The organism is Variovorax sp. RTB1 (genome assembly GCF_035018765.1).
In the GTDB taxonomy this organism is placed as follows: Bacteria; Pseudomonadota; Gammaproteobacteria; order Burkholderiales; family Burkholderiaceae_C; genus Variovorax.
This window is the reverse complement of sequence record NZ_JASJXG010000017.1, coordinates 74,818-97,280: the sequence shown is the minus strand read 5'-3', so window position 1 is coordinate 97,280 and position 22,463 is coordinate 74,818. Positions and strand designations below refer to the sequence as shown.

Annotated in this window: 23 protein-coding genes; 11 read left to right on the top strand and 12 right to left on the bottom strand. The window is 63.2% G+C overall.

What is annotated here, in order from left to right; genetic code table 11:
* Positions 1-20: 20 nt before the first annotated feature.
* The 9 genes from QN397_RS13110 to QN397_RS13070 form a co-directional block, all read right to left on the bottom strand.
* Positions 21-296 carry an aldehyde dehydrogenase family protein gene (locus tag QN397_RS13110; protein WP_323501050.1) on the bottom strand — a complete coding sequence of 92 codons (276 nt, stop codon included), beginning with the start codon at positions 294-296 and terminating at the stop codon, positions 21-23.
* A 64-nt stretch (positions 297-360) separates the two neighbouring features.
* Entirely contained in the window at positions 361-2,064 is a 1,704-nt protein-coding gene (locus QN397_RS13105; RefSeq protein WP_323501049.1) for a GMC family oxidoreductase, read from the bottom strand.
* Positions 2,065-2,280: 216 nt separating this feature from the next.
* The gene (locus tag QN397_RS13100; RefSeq protein WP_323501048.1) at positions 2,281-3,579 is read right to left on the bottom strand and encodes a helix-turn-helix domain-containing protein; all 1,299 of its coding nucleotides are present in this window, start codon (positions 3,577-3,579) and stop codon (positions 2,281-2,283) included.
* A 70-nt stretch (positions 3,580-3,649) separates the two neighbouring features.
* Positions 3,650-4,786: a cupin domain-containing protein gene (locus QN397_RS13095; protein ID WP_323501047.1), complete on the bottom strand. Its 1,137-nt coding sequence runs from the start codon at positions 4,784-4,786 to the stop codon at positions 3,650-3,652.
* A 56-nt stretch (positions 4,787-4,842) separates the two neighbouring features.
* Positions 4,843-5,547, bottom strand: a complete 705-nt coding sequence (locus QN397_RS13090; protein WP_323501046.1) for a fumarylacetoacetate hydrolase family protein — start codon at positions 5,545-5,547, stop codon at positions 4,843-4,845.
* 40 nt (positions 5,548-5,587) lie between these two features.
* Positions 5,588-6,805 (bottom strand): NAD(P)/FAD-dependent oxidoreductase, encoded by a 1,218-nt coding sequence (locus QN397_RS13085; RefSeq protein ID WP_323501045.1) that lies wholly within the window; start codon positions 6,803-6,805, stop codon positions 5,588-5,590.
* A 20-nt stretch (positions 6,806-6,825) separates the two neighbouring features.
* A complete protein-coding gene (locus tag QN397_RS13080) occupies positions 6,826-7,143 on the bottom strand; it encodes a non-heme iron oxygenase ferredoxin subunit (protein WP_323501044.1) in 318 nt (105 codons plus the stop codon).
* A 7-nt stretch (positions 7,144-7,150) separates the two neighbouring features.
* Positions 7,151-7,621, bottom strand: a complete 471-nt coding sequence (locus QN397_RS13075; protein ID WP_323501043.1) for an aromatic-ring-hydroxylating dioxygenase subunit beta — start codon at positions 7,619-7,621, stop codon at positions 7,151-7,153.
* A 1-nt stretch (position 7,622) separates the two neighbouring features.
* A complete protein-coding gene (locus QN397_RS13070) occupies positions 7,623-8,888 on the bottom strand; it encodes an aromatic ring-hydroxylating dioxygenase subunit alpha (RefSeq protein WP_323501042.1) in 1,266 nt (421 codons plus the stop codon).
* A gap of 129 nt (positions 8,889-9,017) precedes the next feature.
* On the opposite strand from QN397_RS13070, the gene QN397_RS13065 reads away from it, so the two are divergent.
* Together QN397_RS13065 and msuE are read left to right on the top strand one after the other, a co-directional pair.
* Positions 9,018-9,929, top strand: coding sequence for a LysR family transcriptional regulator (locus QN397_RS13065; RefSeq protein ID WP_323501041.1), 912 nt, complete (start codon positions 9,018-9,020; stop codon positions 9,927-9,929).
* Between the two features lie 293 nt (positions 9,930-10,222).
* Complete coding sequence (gene msuE, locus QN397_RS13060) at positions 10,223-10,801, top strand: FMN reductase (RefSeq protein ID WP_323501040.1); 579 nt, start codon at positions 10,223-10,225, stop codon at positions 10,799-10,801.
* A gap of 40 nt (positions 10,802-10,841) precedes the next feature.
* Here msuE and QN397_RS13055 read toward each other — a convergent pair whose 3' ends face one another.
* Positions 10,842-11,816 (bottom strand): acyl-CoA dehydrogenase family protein, encoded by a 975-nt coding sequence (locus QN397_RS13055; RefSeq protein ID WP_323501053.1) that lies wholly within the window; start codon positions 11,814-11,816, stop codon positions 10,842-10,844.
* Between the two features lie 177 nt (positions 11,817-11,993).
* The gene (locus QN397_RS13050; protein WP_323501039.1) at positions 11,994-13,025 is read right to left on the bottom strand and encodes a CysB family HTH-type transcriptional regulator; all 1,032 of its coding nucleotides are present in this window, start codon (positions 13,023-13,025) and stop codon (positions 11,994-11,996) included.
* Between the two features lie 279 nt (positions 13,026-13,304).
* Between QN397_RS13050 and QN397_RS13045 the strand changes: the two genes are divergently transcribed.
* Positions 13,305-13,496 (top strand): hypothetical protein, encoded by a 192-nt coding sequence (locus QN397_RS13045; RefSeq protein ID WP_323501038.1) that lies wholly within the window; start codon positions 13,305-13,307, stop codon positions 13,494-13,496.
* A gap of 281 nt (positions 13,497-13,777) precedes the next feature.
* Here QN397_RS13045 and QN397_RS13040 read toward each other — a convergent pair whose 3' ends face one another.
* Positions 13,778-14,863 carry a tripartite tricarboxylate transporter substrate-binding protein gene (locus QN397_RS13040; RefSeq protein ID WP_323501037.1) on the bottom strand — a complete coding sequence of 362 codons (1,086 nt, stop codon included), beginning with the start codon at positions 14,861-14,863 and terminating at the stop codon, positions 13,778-13,780.
* Positions 14,864-14,963: 100 nt separating this feature from the next.
* On the opposite strand from QN397_RS13040, the gene QN397_RS13035 reads away from it, so the two are divergent.
* From QN397_RS13035 to QN397_RS13000, 8 genes are all read left to right on the top strand, one after another.
* Positions 14,964-15,857, top strand: coding sequence for a LysR family transcriptional regulator (locus QN397_RS13035; protein WP_323501036.1), 894 nt, complete (start codon positions 14,964-14,966; stop codon positions 15,855-15,857).
* 23 nt (positions 15,858-15,880) lie between these two features.
* Positions 15,881-16,018, top strand: coding sequence for a hypothetical protein (locus QN397_RS13030; protein WP_187052541.1), 138 nt, complete (start codon positions 15,881-15,883; stop codon positions 16,016-16,018).
* Between the two features lie 447 nt (positions 16,019-16,465).
* Positions 16,466-17,587 (top strand): sugar ABC transporter substrate-binding protein, encoded by a 1,122-nt coding sequence (locus tag QN397_RS13025; protein ID WP_323496366.1) that lies wholly within the window; start codon positions 16,466-16,468, stop codon positions 17,585-17,587.
* Positions 17,588-17,609: 22 nt separating this feature from the next.
* Positions 17,610-19,124, top strand: a complete 1,515-nt coding sequence (locus QN397_RS13020; RefSeq protein WP_323496367.1) for a sugar ABC transporter ATP-binding protein — start codon at positions 17,610-17,612, stop codon at positions 19,122-19,124.
* Positions 19,124-20,107, top strand: coding sequence for an ABC transporter permease (locus tag QN397_RS13015; RefSeq protein WP_323496368.1), 984 nt, complete (start codon positions 19,124-19,126; stop codon positions 20,105-20,107). The genes QN397_RS13020 and QN397_RS13015 overlap by 1 nt, the downstream gene beginning before the upstream one ends.
* A 7-nt stretch (positions 20,108-20,114) precedes the next feature.
* Positions 20,115-21,083: an ABC transporter permease gene (locus tag QN397_RS13010; protein ID WP_187052537.1), complete on the top strand. Its 969-nt coding sequence runs from the start codon at positions 20,115-20,117 to the stop codon at positions 21,081-21,083.
* A complete protein-coding gene (locus QN397_RS13005) occupies positions 21,080-21,859 on the top strand; it encodes a FadR/GntR family transcriptional regulator (RefSeq protein WP_323496369.1) in 780 nt (259 codons plus the stop codon). Before QN397_RS13010 ends, QN397_RS13005 begins: the two co-directional genes overlap by 4 nt.
* A 210-nt stretch (positions 21,860-22,069) precedes the next feature.
* A complete protein-coding gene (locus QN397_RS13000) occupies positions 22,070-22,330 on the top strand; it encodes a hypothetical protein (RefSeq protein ID WP_187052534.1) in 261 nt (86 codons plus the stop codon).
* Positions 22,331-22,463 lie beyond the last annotated feature (133 nt).

Here is a 22,463-nt window from a genome sequence, read left to right as displayed (position 1 = left end):
GGGTAGGCTGAACACCCGGGTCAAATTTGAAGCGGCACAACCCTCACAGGTGGGTCAATTTTCGGCCGGCGCCAACAATCGGCCGCCTTCAAAAGAATTCGGCGCCGGTCGGATGGCGTGCTGTGACGCCATGTCTTGAATGCGGTACCGGCCGAATCTGCGGCTGCGGTGGCGTCTTTCACGCCCCCGGCGGCTGCGGTCGTGACGACGTTGTTGGTGATCGGGTGACGACGCTCGAACGTTGCACTGCCTTGTGCGACGCGCTTCTCGTTGTCTAGGATCAGTTCGGATTGCATGACGTACCTTGATTTTGAGATTGAGTAATTGGGGAGGCTTCGCGGTTCGATAGGGGTGCTGTACTCACGCCTTTGGTCGCAGTATCTCTGCCATGCGTTCCCCGATCAGCGCGCAGGTCGCCATCGTCGCGACCGCGGGGATGCGCGGCATGATCGAGCTGTCTGCGATCCGCAGGTTCTGTACGCCGTTGACACGAAGCTTGGCGTCGACGACCGCGCGGTCGTCCTTCCCCATGCGGCATGTGCCGACCTGATGGAAATAGGTCGTGGCGCCGTTTCGCACGAAGTCGTCCATCGCCTGTCCGCTGAGCGTCTTGCCTGGGGCGACCTCGCGCTTCACGAATGGGCGCATGGCAGAGGAGTTGCCGATCTCGCGGCAGACCTCGATGCCATGCGCCATGGCCTTGACATCGTCGGGATGGCTGAGAAAGCGTGCGTCGACGATCGGTCGATCATTCGGGTTGGCGGACCGGAGCCTGATCTCGCCCCGGCTCTTCGGCGCGACGAGCCCGGAGCACAACGCCCAACTGGTCGGTGGCGGGGAGAACTGCTTGGCGACGACGTCGCTGGCATATGGCAGCTCGATCTGAACCAGATTCAGGTCAGGCGACAGAAGGTCGGACCGGCTCTTAAGGAACCCCGAGGCGTTCGCTGCGCTGTTGCGATGCGGGACATGCTCGTTGGGCTCCCAGATGCACCCCCCGTGGAGCAGATGATCGTGAAAGTTCTGACCGACCTCTGGGGAGTGGACGACCGTTTTGATACCGTGCGAGCGCAGTTGTTGCTCGTCGCCGATCCCGCTGAGCATCATGAGCTTGGGTGTGTTGATGCCACCCGAGCAGAGGATGACTTCGGCGTTGGCCTGAATGCGGATCGGGGCGCCATCGCCCTGGCGCAACTCGACACCTGTGACCCGCGTGCCCGAGAAGGTGAGGCGATCCACGTGGGACTTCACCAGGAGAGTGACGTTCTTGCGCGCCAGCACGGGATACAGATAGGAGCGCGCCAAGCTCTGCCGGCGACCATCCCTGATGATCTGGTTCATCAATGCGAAGCCGCCGCTGCCGAGTTCGCGCGCGCCGTTCAGGTCATCCAGGATCGGCATGCCCAGCGATTTGCACGCGGCAAGCATTCCCAATGCGACCGGTGGCGGGTCGAACGCAGGTTGAACCCAGACCGGGCCACCTTTGCCACGGTAGTGCGAGTCGGGCTTGCCTTGCCAGTTTTCCATTCGGCGGTAGATGGACAGCGCGTGCTCATAGCCCCAGCTCGCATCGCCGCTTTCCTGTGCCCAGTGGTCCAGGTTTGCCTTGAAGGGACGCGCCCAGATGGTCGCGTTGATGCTGCTGCCGCCCCCCACCACCTTGCCCATGGTCTCCGCGATGGCACGGTTGTTCGTGCTGGCCGCTGGCAGCGCCGCGTCCTGCCAGTCCCGCTCGGTTCCGAGGTTGGTAAACCACAGCTTCGGGTCCATGACGGACGGTGCCGTGTCCCAGTCGCCGGCTTCGATCACCAGGATGCTGGCATTCGTCTTGGCGGCAAGTCGGCCGATCAGTGCAGAGCCGCCGCTGCCCGTTCCGACGATGACGTAGTCGTATGCCGGAAGCAGCTTGGCCGAGCGCTCCGCCTGGTTGGCACGCGCTGCGTCCAGGTCATCGGCAAGTGACGGAAGACTGGCACTGGCCAAGCCGGCCGCTGCGGCTGCTCTGAGAAAGCTGCGCCGGTCTAGACGACCCGCGAGCAGAGCCTGTTCAAGTCTGTCCAACAAGCCGTTGTCCTGGCTTGCGTTGTAAGTATGGCGAGTAGGTTGCATGTCGTTGTCCACCTCCGAATATGAAAAAGAGTCCCCTTGCTGCCGCACGTTGAGCCTGAGCACCGTGTTGGCAACGGACTGCAAGGTAAGTGAGGCGATGGCGTTGCCGGTACATCGGGAATACCCGGGCGGCGCGTTGTTCCGTTTTGGAACGATCGCGACGCCCTGTCTTCACACAGAAAGCGAAGGGCGTGCTGGACGACCGAGCCGTCGGTAGATCAAGCCGCGGGAGACGCCGAGTATTTCTGCTGCTCTGGTCAAGTTGCCTTCGCAAGCTGCCAGCGTTTGCTCGATCAGGTCTTTCCCGCAGTCTTGCAGCCGAGGCGAGCGCTGGCTCGGAGCCTGCTGTTCTGGCGCGTGCATCGGTTCGAGCGAGTCGCCGCTTTCGGAATGCACCGCTTCGAGATGGATGCGCACAGCGGGGGTCATCCCGGTCGGTGTGTCGCTCGAAGCCGTATGGGTACGACTGTTCGCAGCATCGAGATCCAGGCGCCCCGCGTCCACACCGAGAACGAGATCGCGATGCCCATCCTGTACTTTCATCTCGGACCGTGCCCAGACCATCAGTCCGTTTGCCAGCCGAAGCAGGCCGGAGCCGGATCGGGGCAATGAGGCCAGCTGCGAGGTGGTTGCATCGAACGCAGCTTCGACAGAAGTCGTCTCGGCACGGGGTTTGACCGGTCCGAGGCCGAGGAGCCGAGACGCCGAATTGTTCGCCCAAGCCAGATCGCCGTTCTTGTCGACGCCCACCAGCGCAACGAAATTGGAATCGACCAAAGCGGGATCGATCTGGAATCGAACGACCAGGTGCTCGCTCGCTTGCGACAGGAAAAGACGGTTCTCGATCGCAGCGGCGTACAGCCCGACAACTGCGGTGGCATCGAAGCAAAAGGGAATGGCTTCGCTTGAGATATCCAAGACGCCGGCGAGCTGTCCACGAATGTTGCGGATCGGTGCGGCGGCGCAATGCATGGAACCGACCGCGTCGAAGAAGTGCTCTGCGCCATCGACGGAAACGGCAAGTCCTGTGCGCGCGGCAACCCCAGGTGCCGTCGTGCCGACGGCTTCTTCGCAAAGGTTGACACCCACACGTGCGGCAATCAGCATGATCGATTCGTGAGCGCGCCCGACGCAAGTAGCGCCGACGATCACGCCGCTGGCATCGGTGAGCATCGCCGCGCAGGAGGTTGCGCCCAGGACGGATTGCAGCTTTGGAAGTTCGTCCAGCCATGCTTGCACCAGCTCGTGATTCTTCTGCAGCGCCAGGTGCGTGCGGCTGGGCGACACCGGCTGGAATGCCACTTTTTCCGACGGGCTCGCGTGCAAGCGCTGACAGCGCGCCCAGGATTCGTAGACGGCGTCGCTCACGACACCCGATGGCAGCAGTCCTTCCTCGAAGTACCGCTGTCGAGCCAGTTCAACGCGCGCGCGTTTCGACGCGAAGAAAGGGAAGGGGACGGAAGCGTTCATATCGATTTCGGCTTGATTCCATCGATGGGTTTGCACTGTCGCGCCTTACATGCCTGTCATCCGGGTTGAATCAGGCCGGGGCATCTGAACTCGACCTGTGGACGTGGAGCGCTTCGAAGATGGGTGCATCACTGAAGCGGAAAAGATCGAGGGCAGAAGCGCTGTCGTTGCCGCAACTGGCGGTGAACGAAGACCATGACGGGACGACGAACAGATCGCCCCGTTTGACCGTCCACTTTCGTTCGTCGACCGTGATCTGTCCCTCGCCCTCGAACACTTGATAGACCGACGAGCCGACTTCGCGCAGAGCCGCGGAGCGTGCTCCGCGACGGATACGGTGCATTTCGCAACGCATGGTCGGCAAGACATCGCGTCCGCTGCTCGGGTTGGTGAAGCGCACTGCGGCATGCCCGGGGCTCAGCGTGCCTTCGTGACCTTCGTCTTCCAGCGCGAGCTGATCGGCCAGAGCGCGATTGGTGTCGGCCCAACGATATGCCAGCAACGGTGTGGCGGTTGGCGCGTCTGGCTGGGACAGCGGCCGCAGTCCCGGATGGCCCCAAAGCCGTTCGGAGCGCGATCGATCCGGCGTGCCCATCTCGGCATCGGCGACACGCTCGCGGCCAACCTCGAAGAACTGCGATTCAGTGAAGTACGAAAACGGAATGTCGAGTCCGTCGATCCAGGCCATCGGTGCGGTCGCGGCGTTGTGGTGCGAATGCCAGTTCCATCCCGCTTGCGGCAAAAAGTCGCCTCGTGACATCCGGACCGCATCGCCATTGACGACGGTCCAGACACCTTCCCCTTCGACGACGAAGCGGAATGCATGTTGGGTGTGGCGATGCTCGGGCGCGTTCTCGCCAGGCATCAGATATTGAATCGCGGCCCACAGTGTCGGCGTCGCAAAGGGCCGTCCACCCAGCGCAGGGTTGGCGAGGGCGATGGCCCGTCGCTCACCGCCGCGGCCGACAGGGACGATGCGTCCGGCCTCGCCTGCCAGCTCGAGCAGGCGATCCCAACGCCAGACGTGCGGCGCTGCTTTGCTGCGCGGATGACGTGGCATCAAGTCGCCGATCTCGGTCCACAAGGGGACCAGCATTTCTCGCTCGAAGCCGCGGTAGAGCTGTTCCAGCTCGGGACTGGGATCGGGCTGTCCGGGGCCAGCTGCCACCGTGAGACGAACGGGAGAGGGAACGGCGTCGACGATCATGGAAGTCTTTCGTGGGGTGCGCACCGCAGTAGATGCGAAGTGGCGTCGGTTCGGCGTCAGTCTGCCGGGCCGACCGTCAAGGAGATGGTCCCGACGCCTGCGACGCTGCCTTCAATATGGTCGCCTGGCTGCAGTGGACCGACGCCCTCCGGTGTGCCTGTGAAGATCAAGTCGCCGGGTTGAAGGTGATAGAACTTCGAAAGGTCTTCGATGAGTTCGGGGATGTTCCAGATGAGTTTGTCCAGGTCGGAACTCTGGCGCGTCTGGCCGTTGACGCTGAGCGCGAGAGCGCCGCTTTCCAGCACCGTTCCCGTCATCGGCACGATCTCCGACACTACCGAAGATTGCTCCACGTCCTTGCCGAGATCCCACGGCCGGCCCTTGTCTCGCGCCACGAGCTGCAGGTCGCGCCGGGTCATGTCCAGGCCGCATGCGTAGCCGTAGATGAGCGACGCCGCATCGGCACGCTTCACGCGAAACCCCGCCGCGCCGATGACTACTACCAGCTCCATTTCGTGGTGATAGTTCTTCGTCTCTGCGGGATACGAAACCGTGGCACCGGACTCGACCAGTGTGGACGGGCTCTTCGTGAAATAGAACGGCGACTCCACGGACTTGTCGACAGGGCGCCCCATCTCGACCGCGTGGGCGTGGTAGTTGCGGCCCACGAAGAAAAGGCGATTGACGGGTGCGCGTTCGGACTTGCCGCGCACCGGAAGTGACGGGACAGCGGGCGGGGTCCAAAGGTAGGTGGTGGTCATGTGGGTCTCGGTGAAGAAATGGTTGTGTGCAAATGCGGGACTAAAGTTTGGAAAGCGGCATCTCGACGTCGGCCAGCAGTGCTGGGTCGACCAGGGTGCCCCGCTCGATCAGCCGTCGCGCAAAGCGCAGATCTCGCGCTGAGTTCGGTCCGAGTGCAGCGGCGACCTTGCCGTGATCCAGAAAGAACATCACGAATGCGTTGGAGTTCGCGTTGCCCCGCAACACGGTCTGGTGCGCTGGAGCGGGCATGCCATAGATCTGCAGGTTCACGTCGAATTGATCCGACCAGAACCAGGGGAGAGGCTGGTGGTCGACATCCATGCCGAGGACGGCACAAGCGGCCGCAATGCCTTGTTCCTGCGCGTTCTGCCAGGACTCCAGCCTCATATGCCGGCCGGCCCACTTGGAGTGCCAAACGGCGACGTCACCTGCCGCGAAGATGTCAGGGTCGGAGGTGCGGCATTGCGAGTCGACAGAAACACCCCCGTCGCAGGCCAAACCTGCCGCACGTGCGAGTTCATCGTTGGCAACAAGGCCGACGCTGATGAGCACGACATCGGCTTCAACCTCACGTCCGTCACGCAACATTGCGATCAAGGCCCCTGAGGCCGATGGCGCCAGGCGCGCGATGCCGGCGCCCAGTTCGACCCGGACCCCGTGCGAGGTGTGCAGACGCAGCAAGTAGTCAGAGACCCCGGGCGGGACGGTCCGTTCGCAAAGACGTTCGGACGCCTCGACGATGGTGACGTCCAGCCCCTTCTTCCTTGCGGTCGATGCAACCTCCAGGCCTATCCAACCGCCGCCGATGACCAGCAGCCGTTTGTCTGCGACCAGCGCGGCACCCAGCTTTTCAGCATCCTTGATGCTGCGCAGCATGAAGACGCCCGGCAGATTTGCACCAGGAATATTCAGACTGCGGGCCCGTCCGCCGGTGCAGAGGATCAGCTTGTCGTACGAGATCGGCTCGCCTTGCGTGAGCCGGACCGTTCTGGATCGCCGATCGATCGCAGTCACTCCCACGTTCTGTCGCCAGTCGAGTTGGAGTGCTTCGAATGCCTCGGGCTTTTGCAGATAGGTCGACTCGACCATGGCATGCCCGGACAGCACGGCTTTGGAAAGTGGGGGCCGCTCGTACGGCCTGTGCGCTTCGTCGCCTACGAGAACGATCCGGCCAGCAAAGCCTTTCGTTCGCAGGGTCTGGGCGGCCCAGCCGCCGGCTTGCCCACCACCCACGATGACGATGGTCTCAGTGCTCATGGCGTGTTCAACCCCATTGCTCAGCCGAGAGCCAAATACACGCGGCCTGCTTCGATCTTCACGGGATACGAACGAATGGCTTCAGTGACGGGGGCGCAGGTCGGGGCGCCGTTGCGCACGTCGAACTTGCCCTGGTGCAAAGGGCACTCGATTTCGTGGCCCTCCAGAAACCCTTCGCACAAACGCGCGTGGCCATGTGTGCAGAGGTTGTCGGTGGCGAAGACTTCACCCTCTACGTTGTAGAGCGCCAGGTCGCGTCCATCGACGACTTTTCCGATGACATCGTCGGCTGGTACCTCATCGAACGAGGCCGCATCGGTCCATTGGATTTCGCTCATGATGTCCTTACAGCGGATAGATGATCGAGTTGGGAATCATCTCGCTGTCGTAGATGACCTGGCGCGACTTGAACTTGAGTCCGTCCTCGGTTCGAACGACGGTGTCGATGTATCGACCCACGTTGAAGACCGTCGACAGTTCTGAAAGCTTGGTGCGAAACACCGCGTAGTTCGCTTCGCATTCGAAGCGGTCCTGCTCGGCTTTCAAGACCAGTGGTGAACCCACGACGTGGCGTTGATAGTAAGGATCGTGGAACAGCGTTTCGCGGATGCCGTAGACACGGTCCTTCAACATGCCCTTGCTCTCGAAGGACAGCGTTGCGAGCGGGAAGCCACGTTCATAGTTCTCTCGTGGCTGCAGGCGATAGGTGCAATCTTCGGTGAAGAACTCGGGCCACAGTTCCCAGTTTCCTGAACTCACGGCACTCGCATAGCTGGCGTACAGCTGATTCAAGTCGAGATGGTCTTGAAAGTTCATGTCACGCCTCCATGACCTTGCGCCAGTACTCGTACATGCCGCGGATCAGCGTCTCGGTGACCATGTGATCGGTGTCGCCCACTTCACGGCCTCCCAATTCAGCGAGCGTGCGATGGAAGGGCTTCTGCTCGAAGCCTTTTTGCGATAGCTCGATGACCTCACCGTCGTCGGCCGATACGAAGCCGGCCGGCCCGAAGAGATTGGCCTGGCGGAGCCGACGCTGCGTCATCTCGGCATCGTCCGCCTCGAATCCGAAATGCGTCCAGACGAAGTCGAAGGCACCGGGCCCGCTGGGTTGGATGTGCCGCGTCGACACGCTGTTGACCTGCTGCTGAAGAATGACGCTCGGAAACAGCGTCATCAACACCGCAGTGGGCCCATCCCACCAAGCCTCTGGTTTGATGTCGAGGAAACGAGGGTCGTTGAGCTGCATGCTTTCTTTGAAACTCGAAACCTGCGTGACCTCATCCGCCTTGCCACTGGCCCCGCGCGTCGAAATCATCGCGGCATGCCGGTGGTGCCGGTCCATCTTCAGTTCTGATTTGTTGTCAGCGCGCCAGAGTCCGAATGTGACGAACCACGTGTGCAAGAGCCCCGGATGGTAGGGATCCTTGATGTTCTCCTGCATGAGTTTCCAGTTGCCTGGAATGCGCTGGCGGTTGTAGCCAAGGATCGTCAGCTTGCGGCCGTCGAAAAGACGATCGAAGTAACGGAGGATCTCAGGCCCCATGAAGTCTTCGAGCGACTCGATCTCGGAGTCGAATGATGCGAATACGACCCCACCGCGCGCGCCGACTTTCAGCTTGTTGAGGCCATGGTCGGCCGTCTTGAAGTCTGCGGGCATGCCGCCGTTGACTTTGCCATCCTGCTTGACGCCTCGGCGGAAAGGGACGCCCTGCAAATCGCCGGTCAGCGCATAGTTCCATTGGTGGTACGGGCATGTGAACCCTTCGGCTTTGCGGTTGCCATGCCGCTCGCGGCAGAACTGCATGCCGCGGTGAGCGCAAACGTTTTCGACCACGCTGATCGAGTCCTCGGAGTCGCGCACCATGATGACGGATCGCTCACCGACCACCGTGCGCTTGAAGTCTCCGACCTTGGGGATCTCTGCCTCCAGGCCCACGTAGCACCAGTGGTTCCGATAGAAGAAACGCTCCAGCTCGCGCCGATGCTGGTCTGCCTCCGTGTAGGCCATGAAGGGGATGCGGCTGGTGCCCTTGTCTTCCCAGTGGATTTGCTGGGGAAACACGGCTGAGGTGTTGTCCATTTTTTGTCTCCTGTCCAGCCGTGTGTCACAGCTGCTTATCGCGGTACAAGAATGATCCGGCCTGGGCTCTCATCGTTCAATAGAATATGAACAATAAGAAAAATTGATTTCGCGAATGTGAGGTGCGCAATGGAACTCAAGGACATCGACCTCAATCTGCTGGTCGTCTTTCAGCAACTGCTTGTGGACCGGCGTGTGTCGAAGGTTGCCGAGAACCTCGGCCTGTCGCAACCGGGCGTCAGCAATGCGTTGGCGCGTTTGCGCAAGGTGACGAACGATCCACTGTTTCTTCGCACCCCGACCGGGATGGAGCCGACCCCGTTTGCGCAGCAGCTGGCCGAGCCGACCGCCCGTGCGCTTCAGGTCATTCATTCCGCAATGAACCAACAGGCGAGTTTTGATCCGGCGACCTCGCAGCGTGCGTTCACGGTGGGGATGACCGACATAGGGGAGATCTACTTCTTGCCGAAGTTGATGAAGGAGATAGCCCGTGTCGCGCCTGGCATCACGCTCAGCACGGTCCGAAACGCTGCGGTGAATTTGCAGGACGAAATGGAGGCGGGGCACGTCGGGTTGGCAATCGGCTTGCTGCCGCAACTCAAGGCGGGCTATCACCAGCGCCGGCTGTTCAAGCAACATTACGTCTGCATGTTTCGAAGCGGTCATGCGCTCGACAAGCGGTCGATGTCACTGAGCGAATTCTCGAACGCGGAGCATGTTGTCGTCATCTCGAAAGGCACCGGCCATGGAAAAGCAGACGACCTGCTGGAGCGCAGGAAAATCAGCCGCAAGGTCGTACTGACCGTTCCCCACTACGTTGCTGTCGGGCACATATTGCACGACTCCGACTTGGTGGCAACCGTTCCGGAGCGTCTCGCGCAAGCCTTGGCACAGCCGTTTGGACTTGCTTATGTTCGCCATCCCGCCAAGCTCCCGGAAATTGCCATCAATCTCTTTTGGCATCGACGCTACAACAAGGATCCGGCCATCGCATGGTTGCGGGCCTTGATCGTTAGCTTGCACGGGGAGGGCGGTTCGTAGCGAGATCGTGTGCGTTGATCACGCTGGACCAGCAGCCGTTTGTCTTTGCGATCACGCAGTGCGGGCAAGCAGACCGTGGCCGCTGCGAGTCTGAAACAGAGATCCTCCCTGAACCGGACGCGCGCATCGCTGCCGCTGATCGAGCACGACATCGCAATCCGCATATCGATAGCTGAAATGCTTCTAGGCCGACGCTGGTGAAACGCGCATTGCGGCTGCACAGTCTGATGTTTCATTTCTCGGTAGCCTGCTGAAGCCGCCTTGAAGTTAACTTCTTTCTCTAGCGTTCCAACATGGCAAAAAAACTCAAGATCGTCGCCGTCTCCGGCGGCCTGCAACGTCCCTCACGCACCCTTGCACTGGTAGAAAACTTGCTCGAAGGGTTGAACGATGCGGTGCCTGCCAACACGCGGCTGATCGAGCTGGGCGAGATCGTCCCGAAGTTCGGCAGCGTGCTGCAGCGCTCCCATCTGCCCGCGGAGATCGAGTCGATCCTGCGCGATATCGAGACGGCCGATTTGCTGCTGGTCGCCAGCCCGATCTATCGCGGCTCTTACACCGGGCTCTTCAAGCACCTGTTCGACTTCGTTCACCACGAGTCGTTGATCGACGTGCCGGTGCTGCTGGCCGCGACCGGCGGCAGCGACCGCCACGCGCTGGCGATCGACCATCAGCTGCGGCCGTTGTTCAGTTTCTTTCAGGCCCACACACTGCCCATCGGCGTGTATGCGACCGACAAGGAGTTCGACAACTACCGTGTGAGCAGCGACGCGCTGCGGGCACGCATCGCATTGGCCGTCGAGCGTGCGGTGCCGGTGTTGTTGCAACGCAGTCAGCGCGCTGTCGCGGCGCCGGCATCCGCCTTGGCTTGAGCGCGGAGCAGCGAAACGGCCTATCCGCTCTTGTTGCCACTCAACTCGCGTTGGCGCCGACTGTCCAGTAGAAGGTCGGATCGATCCCGTTGAGTGCGTGGTCGCCCACCACGCGCGCCTTGTAGATGACCGGGTTGTGCGACGCCAGCGTACGGGCGTTGCGCCAGTGCCGATCGAGCCGCGCGTCTTCCTGTAGCGCGGACGCGCCACCGACGTCGAACAGCCGCGTGGCCGATTGCAGCACCGCATCGCCGATGAACACCTGCGCTTTGGCCATGCGCAGTTCCACATCCACCAGCAACTCGACAGGCACGGGTTCGCCCGCCGCACGCAACCGGTCGATGTCGCCCAGGCCGGCGGCAACGGCCCGCACGGTGGCTGTGGTTGCGAAGGCCGTGGAGGCCAGCTGGCCGATGAGTTGCTGCACCAGCGGGTCTTCACGCGGCGTGCCGCCGCTGCCATGGCTGTACACGCGCTTGCGTGCCTGCACGAAGGCGATGGCGTCGCGCTCGATGGCGCGTGCGATGCCGGCCAGCGTCGCAAGATGCACGGTTTGAAAGAAGGCGGTCATCGGCGTGGGACCGGTGCGTGCGCTCGGCAACACGTTGGCCGGGTCGATACGGACATCGCGAAACCGCGTCGTGCCTGAAGCACTCAGCCGTTGACCGAAGCCGCGCCAGTCGTCGACCTGCTCGACGCCTTGGGCATCAGCAGGCACCAGCACCAGTACCCGCTCGTTGGCGCCTTCCTCGCGTTCATCGATGCGCTGCGCAGCGACGCCGATCCAGTTCGCATAGAGCGTGCCGGTGCTGTAGAACTTGTCGCCGTCCAGCCGCCAGTGGTCGCCATCCCTGCGCAGTTTGGTTTGCAGACTGCCCAGCGCGCCGTGGCCCAACTCGGTGGAGGCATTGCCGAAGATGACGCCATCCGCGGCAAGACGAAACCATCGCTCATGCGAAGCCGAACCGACCTCGGCGAAGAGCCGCTCTATGAAGCCGAAGTGCGCCCAAAGCACCTGCGGCAAGTTGGAGTCAGCCTCGCCGAGCTGGATCAGGAGATCGAAAAACTGCTCCGGCGATGCGCTTGAAGATCGGGTGAAAGCGTTCGGCGAGTTGCTGTGAAGAGAACTTGGTGGAAGGGCGAGGGACAGCGGCGGCAGCGAAAGGAGTTGTAGATGACATCGACTTTCGACTTAGTGCCGTGCGGGAATCGAGCCGCCAGCGCCCGGCGAACGCGATAGCAGTTGTGCCAGTGCCGACTCGGGCAGCGCTTCGCCTTCATCTGCTGTGCCATTTCCAAGCGGACCCAATGCGGCAAGTGCATCTTCAACGGCCGGTCGCGTCAGCGTCGGCGAGAAGGCTTCGATGAAAGCGTAGACATAGGAACGCAGATAAGCGCCACGGCGCACCGCCAGCTTGGTGAGGTTGATGCCGAACAGATGTCCGACGTCGACCGCGCGCAGTCTGAGATCGCGCTCGGCTTCGAAGGCAATGCTGGCGACGATGCCGACGCCCATGCCCAGTTCGACGTAGGTCTTGATGACATCGGCATCCATCGCCGTGATGGCCAGGTCCGGCTTGAGGCCGGCCTCGGCGAAAGCCTGATCGATACGCGTGCGTCCCGTGAAGCCGCTGTCGTAGGTGACGAGCGGATAGCCCGCCAGGCGCTCGATAGTGAGCGGCCCTTCGAGCAGCGCATGGCCTGGCGGCACGATCAACGAATGCGTCCAGCGAAAGCACGGCAGCGCCACGAGCTGCGTGTAGTCGCCCAGCGCTTCGGTGGCGATGCCGACATCGGCCTCGCCTTCGAGCAGCATCTGAGCGACTTGCTGCGGCGATCCCTGGCGCAGGTGCAACTGCACGTTGGGGAAGCGGCCGCGAAACTCCTGCACCGCCATCGGCAGGGCGTAGCGGGCCTGCGAATGCGTCGCGGCGATGGAGAGCAAGCCGTCTTCTTGCGCCAGGAATTCCTTACCGGCCTGGCGCAAGTTCTGGCTCTCCATCAGGACGCGCTCGATGATCGGCAGCAGGTGACCACCGGGCGCGGTGAGCCCGGTCAATCGCTTGCCTGCGCGCGCGAAGAGGGCGATGCCCAACTCGTCTTCGAGTTCGCGAATCTGTCGGCTAACGCCGGGCTGCGAGGTGTGCAGCGCATGCGCCGCTTCGGTGAGATTGAAGCCGCATCGCACGGCTTCGCGCACGGAGCGCAACTGTTGGAAATTCATGGAACCCAGAAAAAAGAAGCAGTGCCAGCAGGCAGCTGGCCTTCAATTCTGTGCGCGCGCCTTCGAATTCCGAACTACCGATTCGTTGCTTTCAAATAAGGGAATGATCTGAGTGGACCTCGCAAAAACTCGCGAGCTCAAGCACAGACAGCGGGCGTGCGGCTGCAACGAAAAACGCATCAGCAAACACGAATTCGTTCGTTTGCGACTGGCCTGCGCGTCCCCAGAATCCGCTGGCTTGCCCCTCGTTCCTTTTCTTCACGATCCCCGGAATCTCACATGCTCCTCGTCCCCACTGCGCAAGCCCGATGCGTGATTGCACGCACGGCATCGGTCTGGCGCATTGCGCCAGTCTCGCAACGCGAGGTGGCGCGGCGTGCGCCGCACGGCTATGTGCCGGTCCGCATCGTTCGGCGCCTGCAGGCGGCCATCGTGGCATCGCAGCGGCCCGTCTTCGCGCACTCGTGGTGAAAGCCGTGGTGGATACAACGCGTTGCCGGCCACCGTCCGATGAACTTTCGGTGACTGCATTGGACTTCCGCTGTACGCGCGTCGCCGTTCTACTTTCTGGGCGACAGCTACGTACAGCCTTCTCCATCAGCGCCGTTCCCCTTCAAGATGTTGAGCGTGTCGAAACATCCGATAGCCGATGCGGACGGTTCTGGCCGATGTGGCAGTCTGTGCAAAAGACAGCGCGGAATGGCCGCAGCAAATGCGACGGCACTCGCTTGCAAAAGGGCGCGTCGGCCCGTTCAGTCGCCCCGGATACCGGCGCTGACCAGCAGCGGCGCCCAGGCCCGCCGGTCTTCGTCGACCCTCGCGGCGAGTTGTGCCGGCGTGCTGTGCACGGCGACCATCGCCGCGTCATGGAATCGCCGCCCCAGTTCCTCGCGAGCGACGACAGTGTTCACTGCCGCCGAGGCTTCTTCTGCGACGCTGGCCGATGCGCCACCCGGCAGGAAGAAGGCGAACCACTCGCGCATTTCCGATCGTGCGTAGCCTTGCTCGACCAGCGTTGGCACGCCCGGCGAAAACCGGCTGCGCTCGAGTCCCGAGGTGCCGAGCATTCGCAGGCGGGCGCCAGCTGCACTCGGCGGACTCGTCGAATTCGCCAGGTGCGGTAACAGCAGCCCTTCCGGCAGCACCAGCACCGCGACCTGGCCGCCGAGCAGCGCGACCATGGCCGGCGGCCCGCCGGGGTATGGCACATGGCGCCAGTCCAGGCCGGCCTTGTCGAACAGCATCGCCTCCAGGATGTGCGGCAGGGTGCCGGTTCCCGGTGATGCCGCATTGGCCGAAGCAGGGTTGCGCCGCATCCAGTCGATCAGCGATGCGATGCTGTCGACATCGGCCGGCACTGCCGGGCCAACGACCACGCCGAGGTTCATTTCCGCGGCAAGCGAAACCGGCCGAAGATCGCGCGCAGGTTCGTAGCCGAGCTTCTCGTAGAGCGTGGGGTAGAGGCTGGCGAGCGCGCCCTGACCAAGCAGCCAGGTCGAGCCATCGGGTGGTGCCGACTTGAGTGCCTGCACCGCGATTTGCCCCGCCGCACCCGCGCGGTTGTCGACGACGACCTGCTGCGCGAACACGCCCGTGAGTTCTTCGGCGAAGCGACGCGCGATGGTGTCCGGCACGCTGCCTGCGGGGCCGGTGCAAATGATTCGAAGCCGCTCGCGCCTGGGTGTCGACGGGGTTTGCGCGAAGCCGAACGGGCTGACGAGCGTGGCGGCGGCGGCGGCGGTGGCGACGGCGATCAGCACGCTGCGCCTTGGCATAAAGCTGTTCAGGCCATTCGTGCTGCGATGCACTAAGCCAGTCGCGAGGGCGTGTGTCTTCATGGTTGCGGCGATGTGATTCGGAGACTCAGCGTAAGCATGCAACCAGCCCGCCACAAGGCGCAGACTTGCAGAACGGGGCCGCAGTAGTGCATAACGGAGCATGCTCGACTGGAATGACCTGAAGTACCTGGTGGCGGTGGCCCGGCACGGCAGCACCCTTGCCGCGGGCCGGGCTTTGGAAGTCGACCAATCGACCGTTCAGCGGCGACTGACCGCGCTGGAGCGACATATCGGGCGCGCCCTGGTTCAGCGTCACACCAGCGGCTACCGGCTCACCGATTTCGGTGCCGAGATGCTCGAGGCGGCGCAGCAAGTCGAGTGCGCCGTGCAGGCCTTCGAGCAGGCGCTCTCTGTCTCCAGGCGCAATGCGGCAGGTGCGATCCGGCTCACCTGCCCGGAGCCTCTGGTCAATCGCCTCACGCGATCAGGCCTGCTCGACCGCTTCAGTGAGCAGCACCCCGGCTTGCACGTCGAGTTCGTGATGAGCGACAAGTACATCGACCTGCGTGCCGGCGGCGCCGATGTCGCACTGCGGTCCGGGGACACCGACGATGGCGTGCTGGTGGGGCGCAAGGTGGGCGACTCGCTGTGGGCCGTCTATGCCAGCAAGAACTACGTGGCGCGACACGGAAAGCCGTCGAGTGTCCAAGAGCTTTCTGCTCACCCGATCGTGGCATTCGAGGAATCGATGGCGGCCCACCGCGCGAGCCAGTGGCTGCGCCAGGTAGCACCCGATGCCACCGTGGTGGCACGCAACGACAGCGTGCTCGGGCTGTTGCTGTCGGTGAAGGCGGGCGTGGGCATCGGCCCGTTGCCGACGGCGTTGGGCGACTCGGAAGCGGAGCTGGTCCGCGTGCTCGGACCGGTCGCTGAGTTATCGCGGGACTGGCGGCTGTTGGCGATGCCGGAGATACGGAAGACGGCTCGTGTGAGTGCCTTCTTCGACTTCATGGTGGCTGAGATGGAAGCGCTCAAGCCTGTCATTACAGGGTAGCCGAAGGCAGCTAGGATCCTTCCATGAACACTGAATACAGCACCCTTGAGAAGACGCCGACGCCCGTCGGCGAGACGAAGCGAAACCTATGGGCGCGCCCGGTCATTTTGCTGATGGGAGGCATCGCCCTCGCGGTACTTTTGAGTTGGACATTGCCGTAGTTGCGGGCGAACGACCGCAGCCAGTCATAAGCGAAAGTCGGAAGTCAATTGGTGCGCGGCATCAAGCGCTCGGTGATTTCGCTTCAAACGCATGGCCCCTATCGCCACCCTGAGCAGCCCGTCCTTGGGGTACGGGCTTGCGGTTGCTGTCCTTTGGTGGCCAGGTCGCTGTGGATACCGCCGCAGTGAAGGCCTGCAAGCTGGTAGCTGACGAGGTGGTCAGCTTCGCGCGATTGATGATGACGGCGACCGCCGGATTGATAGCGAACGCCTTTTTGCGCTAATCGAAAGAGGCGAGGGTTAGTCCTCAATCGTTTCACTCCGGGATTTGTATGATGACCTGCCAACCTGCTCAATGGACGACTTGACCGGTTGGCACTGCCCGGTTGCGACCGTGTGAGCGTTGGTTTGCCTCGAGCAGTCTTTCAAAAATAACAGGAGACAAAAATGACCTTCCTCACTCGCATCGCCGCGACGGCGGCACTCGTGGCATCTACCGCAGCGTTTGCCGCAGGTCCTGCCGTGGTCAGTGGCCCCGGCGAAAACCCCGGTTGCTTCAAGCCTTGGGACGCCAGCACCAAATACTTCCAGTGGCCTGCCAAGAAGGGGCCTTACCGCATCGCGCTGGCCAACGGCTTCGTCGGCAATACCTGGCGCATCCAGATGATCAAGATGGCGAAGGCTTATGCCGCGACGCCCGACATGAAGTCGCAGGTCAAGGAGTTCAAGATCGTGTCGACGGGCACGGACGTGGCGGCCCAGATCGCGGCGATGGACAACTTCATCAACTCCGGCTACGACGCGATCATCACGCTGGCGGTCAACCCGTCGGCCTTCGGTCCGGTAATCAAGCGTGCCAACGCGGCGGGCGTGGTGATCGTGCCGTTCGACAACGTGCTCGATTCCGACCAGGTCATGATGGTCAACGAGGACCAGACCTCGATTGGGTCGCAGTCTGGCGATTGGCTGCTGAAGAACCTGAAAGGCAAGACAGGAAAGCTGTTGGAAGTGCGCGGCCTGCCGGGCAACTCGGTCGACCGCGACCGTCACCTCGGGTTCAGGAAGTCCGTCGAGGCGCCGGGCAACAAGTTCGAAATCATCGAGGTCGTCGGCAACTGGGACGACGGAACAGCGCAGAAGGCGGTCGCGGATGCCGTGTCCGTGCACAAGAAGTTCGACGCGATGTTCGTGCAGGCCGGCTCCACGGGTGCCGTGCGTGCGCTCATCGACGCGAAGCATCCGATGATCCCGGTGTCGGGTGCCGACGAGAACGGTTTTCGCAAACTGTGCGTCGCCAACGCGAAAGACGGCTTGTTGTGCGCATCGATCGGCCAGTCTCCCGGACTGGTCGCGATCTCTATGAAAGCCGCCGTGTCCGCCCTGCAGGGCAAGGTCATGCCGCAGTTGATCTCGGTGCCGATTCCGCAGACCAGCCATCCGAACTTCAAGGCGGGCGAGACCTACTACCCCGACCTGAGCGATAACTTCTTCACTACCAACGAGTTCCCCGACTGCGGTGTGAACCTGAAGGCCACGGACATCATGTCCAAGGACGAGAAGAACAACTAGGCCACACCGCGCACTCGACGCCGTGGAGCCGATCCTGCAACTTATCGACGTGGCCAAGCGCTACGGCGGCGTGCGTGCGCTCGAGCACGCCAGCTTTGCCGTCGCGCCTGGGCGCATTCATGCATTGCTGGGCGAGAACGGTGCGGGCAAGTCGACACTGATCAAGGTCATGTCCGGAGTAGTCCAGCCGGACGAAGGCCGGATCGTCCTCGAAGGCGTGGAGCGTCGGTTCGCGCACCCGCAGCAGGCGGTGCGCGCCGGCATCGCCTGCATCTTTCAGGAACTGTCGCTCATGCCCGATCTGAGCGTGGCAGACAACATCTGCATCACCGATCCACCCACGCGCTTCGGTCTGGTCGATCGCAAGGCACAACGTCGCGTGGCCGAAGCCGCATTGGCGCGAGCGGGTGCCGAAGACATCCATCCGCTCGCGCCGGTGGAGAGCCTCACGCTCTCCCGTCGGCAAATGGTCGAGATCGCGAAAGCCCTGGCGCGCGAACCGAAGATCCTGATCCTCGACGAAGCCACTTCGGCGCTGACCGCGGCCGACGTGAAGCGCGTGTTCACGCTGCTCAATCGGCTGCGCAGCGAAGGCATGGCGATCGTCTACATCTCGCACCGCATGAACGAGATCAAGGAACTTGCTGACGACTGTTCCGTGTTTCGCAACGGCAGCCACGTGGCCACCTTCGCGGCCGGGACGCAGAGCGATGCGCAGACCGTGGAAATGATGATCGGGCGCGACATCGCGCATGCGTACCCCCCCAAGCCCGCACCTTGCGACCCCTCCGGCACGCCGGCGCTCGAGGTACGCGGCCTGTCGTGGAACGGCCGTCTTCACGACATCGACATCGCCGTGCGGCCTGGCGAGATCGTGGGCCTCGGCGGCCTGGATGGTCAGGGGCAGCGCGAGTTGTTCCTGGCCCTGTTCGGCGTGTTGCGCGGTGCGGCCGGCGAACTCTTGCTGGAGGGCCGGCCGGTCAAGGTCCGCAATCCCCGACACGCCAAGAGCACCGAGGTGGGCATCGCCCTGGTGCCCGAAGACCGCAAGACCGACGGGCTGATGCTGCCCATGTCGGTCAACGACAACCTCAGCTTCGCGGCGCTCGATCGCCTGAGCCGCATGGGTGTGGTCGCGACCGCGGTCGAGGACAAAGCCGTGGCGGAGATGGTGCGACGGCTGTCGATCAAGGTGTCGAACGTGCGCGTGCCCGTCGGCACGCTGTCGGGTGGCAACCAGCAGAAGGTCGTCATCGGCAAGTGGTTGATGAACGCGCCGCGCGTCTTGTTGCTCAGCGACCCGACTCGCGGCATCGACGTCGGTACCAAGCAGGAGATCTACGCGCTGCTGCGCGAACTCGCTGCCGCGGGCGCCGCGGTCATGCTGTATTCCACGGACTATGCGGAGCTCATCGGCTGCTGCGATCGGGTCGCGGTGTTCTTCGACGGGCGCATCGTGCGCTGGCTGGCCGGCGCCGAACTCACCGAACACGCGCTGGTGTCGAGCGCGCTCAACCTCGAGGCCGAGACCGCCTGATGCACTCCGACGCGTACTACCGTCTGCGCGAACACCGTGCCACGCTGATCGCAGTGGCCTTGTTCGTCGTGATTTTCGCGCTCTACATTGCCAAGCACCAGGTCGGATGGACGGTGCCTGTTTTGACGACGGCGGCGAACAAGGGCGTGCTGCTGGCCATCGTCGCGATGGCCCAGACGCTCGTGGTCCTGACGGGAGGCATCGACCTCTCGGTCGGCATGGTGTTCGTGCTGGCCAATTGCCTCGCGTCGCATTTGGTGGTCGGTACGCCGTTGCAGGCGGCCGTCGGCGTGATTGCAGTGCTGGCGGCAGGGGCTGCCTGCGGCTTCGTGAACGGCGCGATCATCGTCTACGGAAGGCTGCAGCCGATCATCACCACGCTGGCCACCGGCATCATCTATTTCGGCTTCTCCCTCGGCCTACGGCCGGTACCCGGTGGCGACGTGCAGGCCGATCTCGCCGAGGCGCTCACCGGTGCGTTGCCTGGCGGTGTGCCGACGATGCTGGTCGTGCTGCTCGCCGTGGTGCTGCTGGTGTGGGTCCCGTACAGCCGCTCGGTCGTCGGCCGCGCTGCGCTGGCCATCGGGTCGTCGGAAGCCGCGACCTACATGTCCGGCGTTGCAATTGGCCGGGCAAGGATCGTCGCGTACACGCTGGCCGGCTTTCTGGCCGCCGTGGGGGGTCTGCTGCTGACCTTCGTCACCTTCTCGGGCGAAGCCTCGGCGGCCATCGGCGGCGTCTATACGCTCAATGCGATCGCCGCCGTCGTGATCGGCGGCACAGTGCTGTCGGGAGGCGCCGGCAGCGCCATCGGATCGATCTTCGGCGCCTTCACGCTTCGCACCATCGGTGACCTGCTTTTCGTTTTCGACCTCGAGCCGTTGTGGCAGCCGTTGTTTCAGGGCGTGATCCTGCTGGTGGCGGTCAGCCTCGGTTCGCTCCGCCTGCTCAGGCTCGACAACCGGCTCGACATGTTCAGATGACGCGCGCATGACGACCCTCGTGCTGCGACTTCGCGATTCAGGCCATCTGCCGGTGGTGGCGGGCGCGCTGTGCACGCTCGGCCTCCTGCTGATCGGCAGCCTGTATTCCCGCAACTTTCTTTCGGCCGACTATCTGTTGCTGCAATTGCAGATCGCCTCCTTCCTTGGCGTGGTTGCGACCGGCGCGATGCTCGTCATCCTGCTGGGTGGTATCGATCTTTCGGTGCCGTGGGTCGTCACGGTGGGCGGCATGATGTCGACTGCCGCGGCAGGCTGGTGGGGCGACACCGGCGCGTTGCTGGCCATTCCTTTCGGCATCGGATGCGGCGCGATGCTGGGCTTGCTCAATGGCATCGGCGTGGCGTACCTGCGGGTGCCCTCGATGATCTTCACTCTGGGCATCAACGCCGTCGCCCAGGGCCTGATCGTGCTGCAGACCGGTGGCTTTGCGCCGCAAGACCGGGCGACCCCTGCGATGCACGAACTGGCGACCGGGCGGCTGGTGTTCGGCTTGCCGAATGCGTTGCTGGTGTGGGCTGTCGTCGGCGCTGCGACCATGTTCCTGCTGCACCGCACGACGCTGGGCCGCTCGATCTATGCCGTCGGAAACCGCGAACGCGCGGCCTACCTGTCCGGCATCGACACGCGACGAGTCACCCTGCTGTGCTTCGTCATCGCCGGGGCATGCTCGGCCGCGGCCGGTGTACTGCTCACCGGCTATTCGACCAAGGCTTACCAGGCAATGGGCGACGCCTACCAGTTACCTGCCATCGCAGCGGTGGTGCTGGGCGGCACCAACATATTGGGTGGACGAGGCTCCTACCTCGGCACCGTCGTCGGCGTGGTGATGATCACCCTGCTGCAATCGATCCTGTCGGTGATGCAGATTCCGGAGATGGGCCGTCAGGTGATCTATGGCGTGGTCATCATCGCGATGCTGCTCGTCTACGGGCGTGGGCGCCGGCACTCGGAATGAAGCGCGGCCCGCAGGCCGAGCGCATCGCCAGCACGATGAACCTGCCGGCCGCCCCCGCCCCGGGCCGCCTGCTGTCGGTCGACCGGTTGTCGGATCGACTGGCCTCGATTCTCGCTTCGCAGATCGAACTGGGCGAATTGCGACCCGGCGATCGTTTGCCGACGGAAGCGCACCTCGCCAATGCCCACGGCGTGTCGCGCAGCGTCGTGCGCGAGGCCTTGCACCTGCTTCGCTCGCGCGGGCTGTTGCGCTCGCGCCAGGGCTCCGGCGCATTCGTTCAGCCGCCTTCGACGACGCAACCGCTGGTGTTCGATTCGCGCGTGCTGACTTCTCCCTTGTCCGTTGTCCAGGTGGTCGAGGTGCGTCGTGCGCTCGAGGGAGAGATGGCGGCACTCGCGGCCGAGCGGGCGACCGCGACGCAGGTGCGGTCAATGCGCATGGCATTGAAGGCGCTCGACGCTGCAACCGCCGCCGGAGCCGACGGTGTCGCCGAGGATTTGTTGTTCCACCGCAAGATTGCAGAGGCGACCGGCAATCCACAGTTCGGATTGTTCATCGGCTTCATCGAGCAATACCTTCGCGACGCGATGCGCGTGACGCGGGCCAACGAGGCACGCCGGTCGGACTTCGCGAATGCCGTTCGGGCTGAGCACGCGGACATCGTGCAGGCCATCGCCGAACACGACAGCGCGCGTGCGCGGCGCATGGCCACGCGCCACATGAAGCGAGCCGTGCTGCGCCTGTCCGAAGGTGGCGTGACGCCAGCAGCCGATTAGCGACCGGCCCTGCCGCTTGACGGTCTCTTACGGAGAGCCGCAGGCGGGCGCTGCCACGTGACAATGGACCGGAAGCGCTGCTGTGGGCAGCCCACCCTTACAAACCCGTGTCAGAAAAGACGCCGTTCTATTGCAGGGAGCGTATGAAATAGGTAACTCCGGCGTGTCCGCCGACTCGACGTCGCGTTAGTGCGTTATCTTCGACTTCCCATGACCACCGTGCCAACGCCGCCGCAACTCGCCCACATCGATGACGATGCACTCGCGAGCCTCGCTGCGAGCTGGCGTGCGCAGGCGGCACGTGGTGACCGAGAAGCCTTTGGCATCGCGCATGCACTGGAAGTCGAACGCAGGCGACGCCTGCGGGCGAGCCAGATGCAACAACTGCCGCCCGAGAAGCCGCCGATTGCGCGGCCGTGGTGGAAGTTCTGGAATTCGGCAGCCGACGACCAGTCGATGTGGCCGTCCTGACGGACCGATAGCGGACGCCGCGCCAGCGAGCTTCGACACCGACACCACGCAACGTAGTGCCGGTCATGGATGAATACCCTCGGTCGGTTTTGCCGGGCGCTGAAATACATTGCCCGTTGAGACAACGATGCCG

Excerpts from the sequence above, each read along its gene's own strand:
- QN397_RS13110 (WP_323501050.1), bottom strand. The coding sequence starts at position 296 with ATGCAATCCGAACTGATCCTAGACAACGAGAAGCGCGTCGCACAAGGC.
- QN397_RS13100 (WP_323501048.1), bottom strand. The coding sequence starts at position 3,579 with ATGAACGCTTCCGTCCCCTTCCCTTTCTTCGCGTCGAAACGCGCGCGC.
- QN397_RS13095 (WP_323501047.1), bottom strand. The coding sequence starts at position 4,786 with ATGATCGTCGACGCCGTTCCCTCTCCCGTTCGTCTCACGGTGGCAGCT.
- QN397_RS13090 (WP_323501046.1), bottom strand. The coding sequence starts at position 5,547 with ATGACCACCACCTACCTTTGGACCCCGCCCGCTGTCCCGTCACTTCCG.
- QN397_RS13085 (WP_323501045.1), bottom strand. The coding sequence starts at position 6,805 with ATGAGCACTGAGACCATCGTCATCGTGGGTGGTGGGCAAGCCGGCGGC.
- QN397_RS13080 (WP_323501044.1), bottom strand. The coding sequence starts at position 7,143 with ATGAGCGAAATCCAATGGACCGATGCGGCCTCGTTCGATGAGGTACCA.
- QN397_RS13075 (WP_323501043.1), bottom strand. The coding sequence starts at position 7,621 with ATGAACTTTCAAGACCATCTCGACTTGAATCAGCTGTACGCCAGCTAT.
- QN397_RS13070 (WP_323501042.1), bottom strand. The coding sequence starts at position 8,888 with ATGGACAACACCTCAGCCGTGTTTCCCCAGCAAATCCACTGGGAAGAC.
- QN397_RS13065 (WP_323501041.1), top strand. The coding sequence starts at position 9,018 with ATGGAACTCAAGGACATCGACCTCAATCTGCTGGTCGTCTTTCAGCAA.
- msuE (WP_323501040.1), top strand. The coding sequence starts at position 10,223 with ATGGCAAAAAAACTCAAGATCGTCGCCGTCTCCGGCGGCCTGCAACGT.
- QN397_RS13050 (WP_323501039.1), bottom strand. The coding sequence starts at position 13,025 with ATGAATTTCCAACAGTTGCGCTCCGTGCGCGAAGCCGTGCGATGCGGC.
- QN397_RS13045 (WP_323501038.1), top strand. The coding sequence starts at position 13,305 with ATGCTCCTCGTCCCCACTGCGCAAGCCCGATGCGTGATTGCACGCACG.
- QN397_RS13040 (WP_323501037.1), bottom strand. The coding sequence starts at position 14,863 with ATGAAGACACACGCCCTCGCGACTGGCTTAGTGCATCGCAGCACGAAT.
- QN397_RS13035 (WP_323501036.1), top strand. The coding sequence starts at position 14,964 with ATGCTCGACTGGAATGACCTGAAGTACCTGGTGGCGGTGGCCCGGCAC.
- QN397_RS13030 (WP_187052541.1), top strand. The coding sequence starts at position 15,881 with ATGAACACTGAATACAGCACCCTTGAGAAGACGCCGACGCCCGTCGGC.
- QN397_RS13025 (WP_323496366.1), top strand. The coding sequence starts at position 16,466 with ATGACCTTCCTCACTCGCATCGCCGCGACGGCGGCACTCGTGGCATCT.
- QN397_RS13015 (WP_323496368.1), top strand. The coding sequence starts at position 19,124 with ATGCACTCCGACGCGTACTACCGTCTGCGCGAACACCGTGCCACGCTG.
- QN397_RS13010 (WP_187052537.1), top strand. The coding sequence starts at position 20,115 with ATGACGACCCTCGTGCTGCGACTTCGCGATTCAGGCCATCTGCCGGTG.
- QN397_RS13005 (WP_323496369.1), top strand. The coding sequence starts at position 21,080 with ATGAAGCGCGGCCCGCAGGCCGAGCGCATCGCCAGCACGATGAACCTG.
- QN397_RS13000 (WP_187052534.1), top strand. The coding sequence starts at position 22,070 with ATGACCACCGTGCCAACGCCGCCGCAACTCGCCCACATCGATGACGAT.